This is a genomic window from Planctomycetia bacterium (genome assembly GCA_034440135.1).
In the GTDB taxonomy this organism is placed as follows: Bacteria; Planctomycetota; Planctomycetia; order Pirellulales; family JALHLM01; genus JALHLM01.
Genome location: JAWXBP010000183.1, coordinates 1 through 15,515, shown reverse-complemented (window position 1 = coordinate 15,515; position 15,515 = coordinate 1). Strand labels below are relative to the sequence as shown.

Genomic DNA, 15,515 nt, shown 5'->3' with positions numbered 1-15,515 from the left:
CACTCGCTACGAAAAACTGAAACAAACATTTCTGGCAATCATCCAACTGGCCCTCGGATTCATCCGCCTGAAACGGATTTAATCGTCAACAGAGCCTAACCCACACCTCATTTCTTTCGCGTCATTTCGCGTGTTTCGCGGTAGAATCCTCCCCTCTCCGTGTCTCCGTGACTCCGTGGTGAATCCGAAGTATTCGACACATTCGGCTCGGACATTTCCGCCGGCAGCAGTTTGTCCAGCGCCTTGCGCACCTTCAGCATGTCGGATGGTTGTTTGGCGGAGAAATAGTCTTCGATCTTGCCGTCCGGGCCGATCAGGATCATCCGATCGGTGTGCGATTTCTGCACCACGGAAACCTTGAATCGCGTGATGCCGATGAAAGACGTGTAGTCGATATCGCCGCGGACGAAGAGCCACTTCTGCGGATCGGCGGCGTAGTAGTCGGCGTACTTGCGCAGCTCTTCCAGCGTGTCATTGGTCGGATCGCACGTGAAGCTGACGAACGTCACGTCGCGGTCGCCGTATTCGTGCTGGAGCTTGGCCAATTCGTTGTTGAGGATCTTGCACTCGCCCGGGCAAGAGGTGAAGAAGAAACTGGCGATCCAGAGCTTGCCATCCATGTCGGAAAGCTTGAACTCGTTGCCGCTCCGTTCGATAAACCGCAGGTCTTTGTCGGATGACGGCGCTTGGGGAGTTTTCGGCGCATCGGGATCCACCGTCGCTTCGCCGATGTAGACGTTTGACTTCGCCGCGCCCGAATCGGCGTAGCGGTACACGCTCCAAGCGCCGTAGACGCCGACGATGGCGAGCAGCAGAAACGCCCAAATGCGGACGGCCGCGTGATTCATTGCATGTCTCCCTGCGTGCGATATCGCGAAATCCACCACGCGGCCAACGTCATTGCCGCGGCGAAGCCAAGCGTGACGGCCCAGCACATGGGCAGGCTCGGCAGTGCGTCGGGCAATGTCGCGCCCTCCGCGTTCCAATACAGGATACGCCTCATCCCGGCCACGCCATAGGTGAGCGGATTGAGACGCATGATCCAGGCCAACCAAGGGGAATCCGCCGGAAAAAACGCGCCCGACAAGAGCCACATCGGCATCAGCAGCACGCTCATCACGGCGTGAAAGCCCTGCGTGGAATCCATCCGCCAGACCAGCACGAACCCGAGCGCCGTCAAGCCAAACGCCACGATCCCCATGAACACGGTCAAAGCGGCCAACATCGCCACGTCGAACTTGATGCCGATCGTCAATCCCAGCGCGAGAAATACGAGCCCCTGCAGGAGCGCGATCGCCGTGCCGCCCGTGATCTTGCCGAGTACCATCGCCCAGCGCGGGGCGGGTGAGACCAGCACCGATTGCAGGAACCCTTCGCGACGATCTTCGATGATCGACACCGTGGCGAAAATCGCCGTGAACAGCAGGATTAACGCCAGGTTGCCGGGAAAAAAGTATTCCAGGTAGCTGGGGCCAGCCGCTTGCCCGCCGAGGCGAAAGGAACCGCTCAAGCCCGCGCCGAACAGCAGCCAGAACAGAATCGGCTGCCCGATCGCGCCGAATACGCGATTGCGCTGGCGAAAGAATCGCACCAACTCCCGCGCCGCGAGCGTGCCGACGACTTCCCAGGGGCGTACCCGAAGCTCAGTCGCGTTAACCATGGGCCGCCTCGCGCTCGTGCCAAAAGCGATGACCCGTCCGGGCGATGAACACATCTTCCAAAGAAGGTTTGCCGAGCGTGATCGACGTGATCGCCTCCGGAAACGCCTCGCAAAGCTTGCCGAGCAGCACATGCCCGTCGGGATGCTCGACGCGCACGGCGCCGTCGACGATGCTTGGCTGACAAGCGAAGCGGCGTTCGATTTCCGCCGCCAGCCCACGCGCATCAGGCGTGTTGATCGTGATCGAATCGCCGCCGAGTTCGGACTTGAGCGCCTCCGGCGTATCGAGCGCGACAAGCTTGCCTTGATCGAGAATGGCGATCCGATCGGCGCGCTCCGCTTCCTCTAAAAGGTGCGTCGTCAGTGCGACCGTGACGCCATCCTGATCGCGAAGTTCGCGCAAATAACGCCAGACGTCGCTCCGTGCGCCGGGATCGAGACCGGTGCTCGGTTCATCGAGCAACAACAACTTCGGACGATGCAGCAGTCCCTTGGCGAGTTCGACGCGCCGGCGCAGACCTCCGGAGAGTTTCTCCACCAGATCGCGCGCGCGGTCGGTCAGCCCGAGCCGTTCTAACACCTCCGCCATCCGGTAACGCAGCCCCGGGCCGGACAGGCCGTACAGTCGACCTTGGTGCCGCAGGTTCTCCGCGACGGTCAGCTTGCGGTCGAGACTCGGGGCTTGGAACACGACACCGATCGACGCCCGCAAGCGAACAACGTCCTGCGCGAGATCATGGCCGAGGATTGCGCCCCGCCCGCGCTGCATGGGGATGAGCGTGGAGAGCAAACGGAAGAGCGTCGTTTTGCCGCCGCCGTTGGGGCCGAGAAACACGAACAGTTCGCGCTCCGCGACGTTCAGTGTGAGCGCATCGAGCGCCGTTCGCTCGCCGTAGCGATGCGTCACTTCGACGACTTCAATCGCCGCGCGGGACACCGACGTGGTCTCGAAGATGAAATCGTCGGCTTGCGCTCCGCGTCAGCGATTCCTTTCGCGGAGCGAAAGGCGACGATGGGGGAATTCGTAGTCGCCGCGAGTGCTTCAATGCGCCGCGGGCGTCGGTTCGTCGGCTGCCGGCTCGACGTATTGGGTTGCATCGGCCGGTTCGGTCGTCGCTTTATCGGCCATCCGTGCTTCACGCTCGGGCGAATATTTTCTGGCTCGCAACCCGATGTCGGGCACCAAGGCCAGCATCAGGAACACGGCCATGATCGCCGGGGGAATCGTCAGCACGTATTTCCAATTGGCTTCGTGCTTCACGTGCATGAAGAACAGGATCACCAGCATCGCCTTGGTGCAGGAGACCGCCATCATGAACGTGCGGCCGGCTTCCACAGGGAACCGCTCGCGCCAGAAATCGGTATAGGTCAAAAACGACATTGCCGACAACACGCACAAGGCCACGAACACGGCGAAGTACTGCCCGGTGTGGCTGCTATGCGCGTGTCCGCCCTCGTGACCGTGGCTGGCGTGGGAATGGTCGTGTGCAGTCATGCGGAGCAACTCCAGGCAGGAGGTGGAGTAGGTGAAGTAGGAGGAGTAGTAAGTAGGAGAAGTAGAGGGATGGCCGCATTTGCCAACTACTTCACCTACTAACTACTGCACCTACTCCACCTACTTCCTAAAACAAATACAACAACGGGAACAGGAAAATCCACACCAGATCGACGAAGTGCCAGTATAGGCCGATATTTTCGATGGCACCGGCGCTGGCGGCGTTCAGATTCCAACTGAGCATGATCGCAAAGAAAATCAGCCCGACGAGCACGTGGACGGCGTGAAAGCCTGTCAGGAGAAAATAGCTGCTCGCCCACATATTGCCGCCGGGAATCATGATCGGCAATCGCAGCCACGGCATTTGATCGTTCAAGCCTTCGTGATGCGCCTCGCCATGCGTGCCGCTCGGCATGGCGCTGGCCAGCGGTGCAATCTCCATCGCGAGCGCGTTAATGGCCACGAGGTCGGTCGTGTTCGTTTTAAGCTCCAGCTCTTTGACGAACGCGAGTTGCTTCTGCTCTTTCTCGGTAATCGCCGAGGAATACTTGGTGCGAAGGTCGGTGCGCTGCGTCGTTTCCTCGTCGGTGAGCTCAGACTTCGCGTCCAGCGCCGCGAGCGCCTGCGCGTCCTCGTTCGTCCAAACGGGCTTAATGGTCAGCGCTCCGCTGATTTCCTGCAGCCTTGCCCGGACGGCCGAAGCGTAGTACAAGTCGGCCTTTTCATAGATTCCGCTGTGCTGCGGCTTGGGATAGATGCCGTGCGAGAACTTCGACGAGTACTCGTAGACTTTGATGCCCAGGAAGATCGAGCCCAGCAGCAACGTCGCGCCCATGAAGGCTTTGGCGACGCCGGTTTTGTTCGACTTCGCCGCTTCGAGGCAATAGACGACCGTCACGCTGGAAAGCACGAGCACGAGCGTATTGAAGAAGCCGATGACTTCCACCAGGTGGACGTCGTGCGGCGTCGGCCAGGTCGGCGCACCGAAGCGGATCACGATGTACGCGCCGATCAAGGCGGCGAAAAACATGATCTCCGTCGACAAAAACAGCCACATGAACAGCTTGCCGTTCGACAACGGCAACGCGGGCTGATACACCAGGCGGACGTGATGGGAATGTTCGGCGGTGGACATGAGCAACTCTTGCAGGCACTAAGTGATGAATGATGAGTGATGAATGATGAATGGGTCGGCAAACGAGACCCGATCAGCAATCGTCAAACCGCAGGCACCATTCCTGCTCCTTGGGTAACTAGTTTTTGGGCTTTAAATCAGCGGCACCAGGGTCAGTAGTCCCAGGATTGCCGGGAGGTATAACAGGCTGGCGCGCAGCAGTCGGCGCGCGGAGGTTTCGTCCAGCTTGCGGAAAAACTGCACAGCGCAGACCAATTGAGCGATGCCGATCGTGAGCGCCGCCACGCCGTAGATGGGCGTGGCGAAGCTGACCAGCACCGGCACCAACGTAACGGGCACCAGCACGGAAGCGGCCAACACCGCCTGACGGCCGGCCCGTTGGCCGGTCGGATCGACGACCGTCAACATTTGCATGCCGCCTAAGGCGTAGTCGCGGCGATACAACCAGGCGATCGCCATGAAATGCGGGAACTGCCAAAGGAAGACGATCATGAACAGCGTGGCCGCGTTCACGTCGACGGCCCTGCCGGTCGCGGTCCAGCCCATCAGCACCGGCAACGCGCCGGCCACCGCTCCGACGGCGGTGTTCGTGGCGCTGCGGCGCTTGAGCGGCGTGTAAACCACGACGTACAAGAACCAGCTTAACAAGCCGAGACAAGCGGTGACTTGATTGACGGCGAGCGCCAAATAGCAGACGCCGATCACAGCCGTGATCGAACCGAACCAGGCCACGTCACGCGAGCCTAAGCGGCCAGCCGGTAAAGGTCGATCCGCAGTGCGCGGCATCAACGCATCACTGCCCCGTTCCAGCCATTGATTGAACGCGCTTGCGCTCGTGGCCACCAAGGCCGTGCCAATCAACGCGTGCAACAGCATGGGCAGTTGCGGCGATCCGTGCCCGGCGAGGTAGAACGCGGTCGCCACGGTCACCAATTCCAGCACGGCGATCTTCGGCTTCGCCAGTTCCAGATAGTCGCGCGCGACGCGCAACACGTCAGTCGGGCCAGTCGCCGTTTGCGGCACGCCAATCGAGGTCATGCTCATACCGCCACCCCCAGCCCGATCGAGCCAGCGGTCGTGGAATGTCCTGCCGGTCGACGCAACAAACGCGCCGAACGAATCGTTAGCAACACCGCGTTGACCAGGATCAACGAACCGACCGCCATGTGGGCGGTCGTGACCATCACCTGCGGCAGACCTTCTTGGACGTTGGTGTGGGCGGCGTTCCAAGCATGCTCGCCGAGCCACTGCGGCCATTGGTAGTTCAACACCCAGGCGCCCGTGCCGAGCACAAGTTGCAGCGTGAACAGCATCGCCAACCGATGCGCCGGCCGCGTCAGCAGGCGTTCGCCGCGTCCAGCGCGAAGCGTTCGCACGACGAGCATCCCGACGTATAGCGCCAGCACGACGGCCAACATCAGATGCAACAGCACCATTGCACGGAACGAGCCAGGCGAGGCATCAACCGGCACATGCCGCAGTTGCGCCCCAAGCGTCAATTGCAGAAACGCGAGCAAGCTCGTCGTCGCCCCCAGCGGCATGATGCGCGCGTGGTCTTCGCCGCGCGGTTGCGTCGCCGCCTCGCGCCACCAGCGGGAAGTGATTGTAGCCATCACCGCCGTGAGCGCGAAAAACGCCGGGCCGGTGCAGCCATGAATCATCGCCAACGTATTCTGATCAAGCTGCACGCGCAGCCCGCCGAGCACGCCTTGAGCAATTACCGCGATGAGCGTGGCCACGCCCAGCCAGCGGGCATAACGGCGATCATCGTACAGCCAAAGCGTTACGCAGAGCGCGATCGACAACAGTCCCGAGACGCTGCCCAACAGCCGGTGTCCATGTTCAATGAACAAATCCCACGGGCCGAACATCCAGGTTTGCCAGGGATACAAAAACATGTTGTATCCATAGGTCGTCGGCCAGTCGGGCACCGCCATACCGGCTTCAGTCGTGGTGACCAGCCCGCCGACCCAAATCAGCGGAAACGTCGCGCAGCACAACAACACCGCCCAAAAATGCGGTCGAAGCCAGATGGTAATGTTGGATTCAGTGCTCAATGTCGTAAAGTCAACTCATCTCGGTCTGAACAATGAATGTCAATCGCCTCAATTCATCATTTCCCTAATGGTGCCCCAACTCCTCTTCATCGATCCCTTCCTTCGGCGGCTGCCACTGCGGGAAGTTGATCGAATCGGAAGCCGGCGAACCGTATTCGTAGGGACCGCGGTAGACGATCGGTTGCACGTCGAAGTTGCCGTGTCCGGGAGGGCTCGGGGCGAGCCATTCGAGCGTGTTGCTGTTCCAAGGATTGCGCCCGCAGGTCGGCCCGAAGAGCAAGCTGTAGAAGAAGTTCAACGCAAAAATAATCTGCGCAGCGCCCATGCCGAGCGCACAAATCGTCATGAACTGATTCATGCCCTGCAGGTGCTCGAACGTCTGATAGTGATATGGATCGGCCAGCCGGCGCGGGAAGCCGTTCGCCCCCAGGATGTGCATCGTAAAGAACGTGCCGTTGAAGAAAATGAACGACAGGAAGAAGTGAATCTTGCCCAGCGTCTCGTTCATCATCCGGCCGAACATCTTGGGGAACCAGAAATAGATCGCGCCAAACACGCCAAAAGCGGTACCGCCGAAGAGCACGTAGTGGATGTGCCCGACGATGAAGTACGTATCGTGGATGAAGATATCGACTGGCGTCGCGGCCATGAAGATGCCGGACAACCCGCCGATGATGAACATCGAGACGAACGACAGCGCGAACAACATCGCTGAGGTGTACTCAATTCGCCCGCCCCAAATGGTCCCGAGCCAATTGAAGGTCTTAATCGCGCTCGGTAGGGCGATCATCATCGTTGAAAGCATGAACGTCAGCCCCAACGCGGGGTTCATGCCCGACATGAACATATGGTGGCCCCAAACGATGAACCCGAGCCCGGCGATGCCGGCGATCGAATAAATCATCGGCTTGTAGCCGAACAGCGGTTTGCGAGCGAAGGTCGAGATGATATCTGAGACCATGCCCATCGCCGGCAGGATCATGATGTACACGGCCGGATGCGAGTAGAACCAGAACAAGTGCTGCCACATCAACGGCTGTCCGCCGCCGGAGCCGGCCGACATGTTGTTGACGACCAACCCCTCCGGAATGAAGAAGCTGGTGCCAATCATGCGGTCGCCCAGTTGCATGAACAGCGCGGCGGTCAGTACCGGCAACGCGAAGGCCTGCAACAAAGCGGTGATGAACATCGCCCAGATCGTCATCGGCAACCGGAACATCGTCATGCCCGGGGCGCGCATCTGAATGATGGTGGTCATGTAGTTGACCGAGCCCATCATCGATGAGATGCCGACGAACACGAGTCCCCAGAGCCACAGCGTCTGCGCTTGCTCGCTGCCCGGCGCAGCGCTCGCCACGGACGACAGCGGCGGATAAGCCGTCCAGCCGGACGCCGGCCCGCCTCCGTAAAAGAAGCTGGCGATCATGCAGGCAAAGGCCGGCCACATGAACCAGTAGCTGAGCATATTGAGCGTCGGAAACGCCATGTCGTCGGCACCGATCATCAGCGGAATCAAGAAGTTGCCGAACGCGCCCGCGAGGATCGGGATGATCACAAAGAAGATCATCACCGAAGCGTGCATGGTGAACAACATCGTGTAGAACTCAGGCGAAATCTGTCCTCCTTCGCCCGAGAACAACATCCGGCCGACGATCGGCATCTCCTGCCAAGGCCAGGCGAGTTGCCAGCGCACTGCCAGCGCCAGCAGGCCGCCGACGACGAACCAGAGCAACGTCGAAAACAGGAATTGAATCCCGATCACCTTGTGATCGAGTGAGAAGACGTATTTGCGCAGGAACGACATGGAATCGCCGTGCCCATGCGCATCGGCCGCGTCGTGCGCGTGCGAACCGGCGGCAATTGAACTCATTGCGTGGCCTCTTGTTGCTGCTCCAGATTGGCCAGGAAACGCTCGTATTCCTCGCGCGTTTCGACGGTCAACTGGCCCTTCATTTTGTAGTGTCCCCAGCCGCACAACTCGGCGCACACCAGGTCGTACTTAGCGCTCGTGGCGCCGGTCACGTTGCTGATTCGCTCGGCTTTGAACCAGACCGGAATCACCATGCCTGGCACGGCATCCTGCTTGATCCGCAGGTGCGGCAGGAAAAAGTCGTGCAACACATCCTGGCTCTTCAGCCGGACGAGAATCTGTTTGCCGACCGGCACGTGCAGGTCGTTCACGGAATGCAAATCGTCGCGCGTGTTGAATACGCCGTCCTTGCCCGGGTAGCGAATCCGCCACTCGAACTGTCGGGCGACGACTTCCACTTCCACGTCCGGGTGCTCCGGCACGCGCATCTTGACGTTCGCCCAGGCGTTCATTTGATAAATGGCGATAAACAACAACGTGGCCGCGGGGATGATCGTCCAGACGATTTCCAGGTTATGGCTGCCATGCATGTACTTGACCGGCTCGGCGTGAGCCTTGGCGTCGTACTTCCACATGAACCAGACCATCACCAACTCGGTGACCACAAACACCGCCCCGGTAAGCCAGAGGCAGAAATTGAACAAGTGGTCGATCGTATGCCCGTGCGACGAAATATCGTCCGGCAACCAGTAGCCGTTATTGGCCGACCAGATGCAGATCCACACGCCGACGACCGGCACCGCGAGGAATAACAGGCTCCAAAGTCTCGACACGGCGACTACCCAGACGTGAATAACGGGAATGCGGTGTGGCCGTCTCGCGCGTTTCGACGCACGTGACGTAATTGCTGCACTAATTCAAATCGCGCTGCACGCTTTGTTGCGTCGCTCCGGTCTCGCTGATCGCTTCGTACGGGAGCGACTGCACGTAATGCACCAGGCTCCAGATTTCCGTGGGCGTCAAGCCCGAGGGCTTGGCCGGCGTCTGTCCCATGCTTGGCATCTGCGCGCCTTTGATGCCCGCTTGAATCCGCCGGTACAAATCCACCGGGCGGCGACCGCCGCGGTAGACGCCGGTACGCAGGTTGCGCGGCATCAACGGCTGCTTGGGCAATGTGAAAAACGCGAGGTTCGCGTCGGTCTTGCCTTCATTCCAAACGTCGAATCGCTTTTCGGCGCCATCTCCCAAACCGGTCGGGCCGTGACATTGCACGCATTGCGCTTTCGCGTCCTGGTACAACTTCCGGCCTTCTTCGATCGAAGCGAGGAACCCCGCTTCGTCCAATTCCGGCGGAGCCTCGGGCGTGATGATTTCCGCAGCCGCAGTGTCCCACATTTCCGAGTACGGCTGCAACTCGCCGAGCAAATCCTCGTGCGTCATCGGCACTTCATCGCCGGCCTTGACCAACTCGAAGAGCGCCGCCTCCATCTCGCCACGGAGCGACAGGTACTTCACATACTCCACGAGCGCGTCGAGATCGGCCTCCGGCAACAGCGCGAAACTCGGCATCGCAGTGCCCGCAATACCTTGCTTGAGCGTCCGTTTCAAGTCTTCCTTGGTGGGCTTGGCCGATTCGTTCGTCGACGTGAACTTGAACACGCCTTTGCGGAAATCGCGAGGGTACGGCGCCAGGAAGGCCGCCGTGGGGCCGACGCCATCGCCGGTGACGCCGTGGCAATGAACGCAGTGTTGCCGATACAGGCCGATCTGCGTGCCATCTTCCAGGCTGCTGACCGGTCCGGCGGCGCGGCGCAACTTCGCCACGTCAAAGCCGACATCCGGATTGTCCGGCTGCGTTTGTAGTTCCTTGACCACGAACGGTTCGTCCGGCGTCCCAAACAGTGCGTTGAGCGCGATTTTGATATCAACGAGCCCTTTCGCCTTCGCGTTGTTGGTCTGCTCGTTTTGCAAACCGGAGAGTTGCTCTTCGAGCGATTCGATGCGGCTCGACTCAGGATCCGACGCTTGCAGGTCGGCGATTTCTTTTTCCGTTGCGGCAACGCGTTCCGTGAGCGCTTCGTCCGTGCGACCGGAAGCGGTGAACTCCGCCGGATCGAGTCCCTCCATGTTCAGTTTGAACTGCGCCGGGTCCGCCTTCGTGCAGCCCAACGCGGCGAAGAGGCAGCACAGCATCGCCAGCCGGCGCGCCGCACCTTGCTCAGGTTCGTGTGATTGATTCATTGGGGATCGCCCCGACATGCCAACTACCTCGAATGAATTACACTGACCAACGGTCGCCTCGAGTAACACCGTCGCTTCGCTGCGACGTCGATGTTCCCTCGCTTGCGCGTCGGGCTAGTGTGCTTTGTACTGAACTACTTAAACGCTGATTCTGGAACCGCGATGTCGCCCAGGTCTTCCAAGCCATCCGCCGGAATGGTGAGTTTAAATCGCCCGCCGTTCCAACCGCTCTTCGCCACGAGCCCGCCGCCGGAACCGCCGCCCACGCGTTCGTGCCAGACCATGAACTCAATGTTTTCGCCTGCGGGCAGATCCTTGATTTCGAACGCACCGTCCGGCCCACTGACTGCGACATAGCCGTCGGCCCGTGCGAACATATACCCCTTCATCCAGGGGTGAATGCTGCACGTCACCGGAAATGGCGCGTTTTGAGATTTCTTGAATGAAACCGTCGTCGAGCCCCCGCCCGGCAGTTGCGGATTGAAGTTCGCATCGCCCGGCGGACTACCCGCGGTGTTGTGAGCTTTGGGATCGCTGTTGAGCACCTTGACGGGCTGACCGGTTCTGGCCGTCAACACATGCGTCAAGAATACGCAACCCTTTTGATCGAACAGCGCTTCCGTCGTGGGAGTTGCAGGATCTTTGACGCGACTGACTTTCCGCGCGAATACCACGACGTTGCTGATTCCCTTGCTGGACGGATCCACCACGAAGGACAGATCCGGCACGCTGTCGCCGCACATGTCGGCGTCTTTGCCGCCGGTGCTAATGCGACCGATCGCCGGCGCAGCGCCGTCGATAAGAAAGCGTCCTTTCAGCCCGCCCCAGCCCGTGCCGGTGGCCGCAGTTTCGCCGGCTTCTTCGCTCCCGGAACCTTCGCCCCCTTCGCGAATCGCCGTGACGATCTTCGCCACTTCGGGATCGTCGAAGTTCACCGCGGGGTTAAGCGTCACGCGGCGCTCGCAGCCAGCGACGCAGACCAGCAGCGTCAACAAGACGCCGAGAGTTGTTTTCGAAAAGCTCATACCATCAACGTCTGAGAAAGATATCAAATGCCCGAGGCGCGCCGCGCCTCGGGCCGTGAATGCCGGGTGGTCTACTTCTTGCTGAACAACTTCGCGTCGAGCTTCACGACGCCGAGGTCGTTTTCGCCTGCCTTGATTTCCAGGTCGAACTTGCCCTTCGGCCAGGCCTTGGTGTCGACCCAGCCACACTTCTCGTGCCAGATGCCGAACTCGTGTTTGCCGGCTGGGATGTTCTTCAATTCGATCTTGCCGTCGACCGGTGTGACGACCGTGTAGGGATTGTCGCGCACGACGACGTAACCCTTCATCCACGGATGGATGTTGCAGCTCACGGGCACCGGCAGGTTTTGTTTCTTCTTGAACGTGTAATCGAGCGTGGCGTCCTTCGGCAGCAAGGGATTGACGGCCTTGTCGCCGAGCGGGGCCATGTTGCTGTTGTGCCCGACGTCGTCGGAGTTATGCAACTCCAAGGCCTGCTTCGCAAACCAGATCGAAGTGACGTGCGGTTCGAAACGGCAGTTCTTGTTATCGAACCGGAGTTTCGCAGCGGCCACAGCAGCCGCAACGACTTCCGGATGGACGTCTTTTTCGTCGACCTTGCTGCGAATGAACAGCACCACGTTGGAGATCCCCTTCGTCTCGGGATCGACGAGCAATTCCTCGTTCACCAACATCTTCGGGCCGCAGTAGGCCTCGTCCTTTGTCACGACCAACACCGCGGGCTTCGGCGCTTCGCCATCGAACAGAATCTGCCCCGTCAGGTTGCCGTATTCTGCCCCTTGCGCAGCGGCCGCCATCAGGCCCAGCAATGCCAACGATTGCCACGAAGTTCGTTTCATCTTCAATCTTTCTCCCTCCAAGGTCCGCCGCATCTTGCCAGCGAACATTGATTTGAATTGGCCGCGCCCTCAAAGTTTCCCTGGGCGCGAACGTAGCGATTCGAGACTGCAACGAGAGAATCCGGAGCGAATTCTCAGGGCGGCGGATTGCGAGTCGCCTGCTTGCCGCCCGGCTGGTTGATACTCCCAAATTCTACGTGATGTTTGTCAATGCGACTATGGCGGCATCTTTATTCACTGCCCGAATCGGTCGGCGCCACCGGTGGCGCGACGATCTGGTCCTTGTACGAATTCTTCGACTTCATGAACGTGTCATAGTTCAGTAACAAGTCCACCACGCCGTCCAACTGCTGTTGGCTCGTGCCGGGGAACAAGTTCTGCGCCGATAATTGATTGTGCGGGAAGTTCACCGGCATGCCCGTGTACGGCAACAACCGTTTTGGGTTAGCGATCCAGCGGACGGTGAAGTCGGGCCGCATCCGTTGATACACGCGTTCTAAATTCGGCGCGAGCGCCTTGGGGTCGCCGGGCGGAATGTAATTCCCCAGTAAGTGGCACTTCACGCAGAAGTTCTGCCCATCCATCACGATCTTCATGGCATCTTGCAACCGCTCCGGGCGTGCCTGCTCGGCGGCGTCCAAATGCGACGTTTGCAGCCGCGGGCTGAATTCCGTCGGATACGCCGCGTCGTCGATGGCCGCAAAATACTCGGCCAGGAAGCGCGCGTCGTTCGATGACATATGGAAGTTCGGCATCCGCAGCACGGTGGCCGGGCGAATGACGTAAGGATCCAACAAGAACTCATACAACCAATCGCTCTGCACCTTCTTGCCTTCGCGCACCAGTGGCGGCGGCAACCAACCCCAAGCGTCGGAGGCCTTCGCGGCCGGGTTCGGGCCGGCGCGTTCCGTCTCCAGCGCGATCGGATGCAGATACTTGGTGAAGTCGCCGCCGTCCGAGGGATACTTCGCCGTCACGAGTTGCGGTTGGATGCCCACGTCCGGTCCGCCGACCGCGAAGACATGGCCTTCGATCGCCACGTTCTCCCACTGCGAGAAGTAGTTCATCATCGCCTCGCCAGAGGCGTCTTCGGTTTCTTGAACCTGATCTTCGTCCGTCAACAGCGGCATGCCGGTGACGGTTGCCGTACCATGCACCTTGCCGGCCGGCTTCTTCGAGGCCGCGATTTGCGCCGGCGTGAAGTGCGGTTCGAGGAACGCGTAGTCGTCCCAAGCCGCAGTGAGGTCGTTGTTCTCGGCAAACCACTTCGGGTCGTAGTTGAACTTCCAGGTCTCCATGCCCAGCATGTGGCAGCCGCCGCAGTTGTACTTTTGCAGCACTTCGCGCCCCTTGAGCACGGCCAGTTGCCGCGCGTCGGGCTTGTAGACGAACTGCTCCGCTGGCGGTTCAGCCACCAAGCCGAGCACAAACGTCATCAACTGCTCGACCTGCTGATCAGTGAAGTTGAATTTGGGCATCCGCAGACGTTCGAGGTACGTCTTGTTCTGCGTCTTCTTGTAGTCGTAGCTGCGCGGAGCGCGGAGCTTCTGCCAGAGGAACCCTTCGCGCTCGTGCCCTTCGAGTTTCTCGACGAAGTAGGCAGTGTCCTGATCAAGCCGATCGAGATCGATGCCGTGATGCGATTCCTCGCCCTCGTGCGAGACTTCGCCGTGGCTGAATCCACCCTTGTCGCGGGGGGTATTCTCCAGGAATTGCACGACCTGCTCGAACGCTAGCTTCGAAGTTTCCTTGCGGCCCCAGTCAGCGAGCCCGGTGCCGATCGGCTTGGCGTCTTCGTAGCCGGGGATATCGTGGCAGCCGGTGCAACCTTGCTTGGTGATCGTGCGGCGGCCGATGTAAAGCAACTTCTTCTCGCGACTTGCGCCGCCGACCAGTTCCGCTTCGTCACCTTTCACGTCGGCGCGGAGCGACTCCGGAATACCGTTGGCGACGAAATCCTTGGCTTGCGATTCGGTGAAGGCGTTCCGCAAATGGATGAACACCAGATCATCGAGCGCCTTGTCGTCGAGCGCCGGCGCCGCTTCGATGGTCTTGCCTTGCGATGACAACAAATACGCGGTGATATCGGCCGCGGGATCGCTCACCGCGCCGTCGGCCGCCGTGATCGGTTCCAAGAACAGATTCGGCATCACGGTCCGCACGTGATAGTGATTTGGCTCGCGGACCCAGCTATAGAGCCACTGCTTACCTTTTTCGCCCGTCAGCTTCGAGCCGAGGTCGGCCAGGTTCGGGCCTTGGTTCGCCACGAACGGCTTCGGGAAGTCCGGATGTTCATGGCAAGTCAAGCAACCACGCACCTGGAACAACTGCTTGCCGCGCTCGACGTCGGGTTCCGCGGTGACGCCCGACCAGGGTTCGATGTACTCGAACTTCTGCGTCTTATCGAGCAAGTAATGCGTGAGGGCGGCGATTTCCACCGGCTCGAACTTCTGCGCATCGGCGAGACCTTCGGCGCCTTCGCCCAGGTGCTCATGCAACCCGAAGATGCGGGGCATCTTCGTCGTGGGGCGGAAATCCCAAGGATTCCGAATCCACGAGTAGAGGAAATTCTCGTCCAGCTTATGCCCAACGTAACGCAAGCTCGGGCCGACTTTCCGCAACTCGCCAGGCGTGGCATCGTCCGCGCCCAGGATCGCGGCCATGGCTTCCGTGTCTTTGCTCATTGCCGTCGCCGCGGCGTCTGCTTCGGCAGCGCCTTCACCTTCCGCTGCGACTGGCGGTGCAAACGACGCACGAATCAGCTCGGCGAGTTGCTTGCGATTCTCCGTTACCTCCGGTTGATGCGCGACGTCTTGCGCGAGTTGACGCATCTCCGGGCTAATACTTTCGTCGGCCAGCACTTGCTGCGCGGCCGCGTAGTACGGCGGTTCCGCCCGCATGTCCGGGCCGTTGCGCTGCTCGGGCGTTTTATAGCCGTTGATTTCGTGGCAACCGAAGCAGCCGTAGTCCTGAATGATCGCGTGGCCGGCCAGCAACTTCGGCGCGGGCGGATCAGGGAAACGCTTGCTCGGCTGCAACTCGACGACTTCGTGATGGCACTTCAAGCACATGCTCTCGGTGAACCGTTCCGGAGTCATTGGGAAAATCCAATGATGGTTGTTGAACCAGCCGTGCTTGTCGGTCCATTCCTTGGCCTGCTGCGGGTTGTTCGGCGTGTGCGACGTCCACTTGAACGCCGTGCCGTTGCCTTGGCCGTCATGGCAAATCGTGCAACCCATCTCGCCACGCTTGT

Annotated in this window: 13 protein-coding genes; all 13 read right to left on the bottom strand. The window is 60.2% G+C overall.

Annotated features, from left to right (window positions below; all coding sequences use genetic code 11):
* Nucleotides 1–107: 107 nt before the first annotated feature.
* Nucleotides 108–848 (bottom strand): SCO family protein, encoded by a 741-nt coding sequence (locus tag SGJ19_10765; GenBank protein ID MDZ4780725.1) that lies wholly within the window; start codon nucleotides 846–848, stop codon nucleotides 108–110.
* Nucleotides 845–1,660, bottom strand: coding sequence for an ABC transporter permease (locus SGJ19_10760; GenBank protein MDZ4780724.1), 816 nt, complete (start codon nucleotides 1,658–1,660; stop codon nucleotides 845–847). The genes SGJ19_10765 and SGJ19_10760 overlap by 4 nt, the downstream gene beginning before the upstream one ends.
* The gene (locus SGJ19_10755) at nucleotides 1,653–2,597 is read right to left on the bottom strand and encodes an ATP-binding cassette domain-containing protein (protein ID MDZ4780723.1); all 945 of its coding nucleotides are present in this window, start codon (nucleotides 2,595–2,597) and stop codon (nucleotides 1,653–1,655) included. The genes SGJ19_10760 and SGJ19_10755 overlap by 8 nt, the downstream gene beginning before the upstream one ends.
* A gap of 105 nt (nucleotides 2,598–2,702) precedes the next feature.
* Nucleotides 2,703–3,155 (bottom strand): cytochrome C oxidase subunit IV family protein, encoded by a 453-nt coding sequence (locus tag SGJ19_10750; GenBank protein MDZ4780722.1) that lies wholly within the window; start codon nucleotides 3,153–3,155, stop codon nucleotides 2,703–2,705.
* Nucleotides 3,156–3,282: 127 nt separating this feature from the next.
* Nucleotides 3,283–4,290 (bottom strand): cytochrome c oxidase subunit 3, encoded by a 1,008-nt coding sequence (locus SGJ19_10745; protein MDZ4780721.1) that lies wholly within the window; start codon nucleotides 4,288–4,290, stop codon nucleotides 3,283–3,285.
* Between the two features lie 132 nt (nucleotides 4,291–4,422).
* The gene (gene cyoE / locus SGJ19_10740) at nucleotides 4,423–5,334 is read right to left on the bottom strand and encodes a heme o synthase (GenBank protein MDZ4780720.1); all 912 of its coding nucleotides are present in this window, start codon (nucleotides 5,332–5,334) and stop codon (nucleotides 4,423–4,425) included.
* Complete coding sequence (locus SGJ19_10735) at nucleotides 5,331–6,347, bottom strand: COX15/CtaA family protein (protein ID MDZ4780719.1); 1,017 nt, start codon at nucleotides 6,345–6,347, stop codon at nucleotides 5,331–5,333. The genes cyoE and SGJ19_10735 overlap by 4 nt, the downstream gene beginning before the upstream one ends.
* Before the next feature lie 64 nt (nucleotides 6,348–6,411).
* Complete coding sequence (locus tag SGJ19_10730) at nucleotides 6,412–8,217, bottom strand: cbb3-type cytochrome c oxidase subunit I (GenBank protein MDZ4780718.1); 1,806 nt, start codon at nucleotides 8,215–8,217, stop codon at nucleotides 6,412–6,414.
* Nucleotides 8,214–8,990, bottom strand: a complete 777-nt coding sequence (coxB, locus tag SGJ19_10725) for a cytochrome c oxidase subunit II (GenBank protein MDZ4780717.1) — start codon at nucleotides 8,988–8,990, stop codon at nucleotides 8,214–8,216. The genes SGJ19_10730 and coxB overlap by 4 nt, the downstream gene beginning before the upstream one ends.
* Nucleotides 8,991–9,069: 79 nt before the next feature.
* Nucleotides 9,070–10,398: a cytochrome c gene (locus tag SGJ19_10720; GenBank protein MDZ4780716.1), complete on the bottom strand. Its 1,329-nt coding sequence runs from the start codon at nucleotides 10,396–10,398 to the stop codon at nucleotides 9,070–9,072.
* Between the two features lie 134 nt (nucleotides 10,399–10,532).
* Entirely contained in the window at nucleotides 10,533–11,423 is an 891-nt protein-coding gene (locus SGJ19_10715; GenBank protein ID MDZ4780715.1) for a hypothetical protein, read from the bottom strand.
* Between the two features lie 71 nt (nucleotides 11,424–11,494).
* Nucleotides 11,495–12,262, bottom strand: a complete 768-nt coding sequence (locus tag SGJ19_10710) for a hypothetical protein (protein MDZ4780714.1) — start codon at nucleotides 12,260–12,262, stop codon at nucleotides 11,495–11,497.
* A gap of 230 nt (nucleotides 12,263–12,492) precedes the next feature.
* A partial coding sequence (locus tag SGJ19_10705) for a hypothetical protein (GenBank protein ID MDZ4780713.1) occupies nucleotides 12,493–15,515 on the bottom strand: 3,023 nt, incomplete at its 5' end.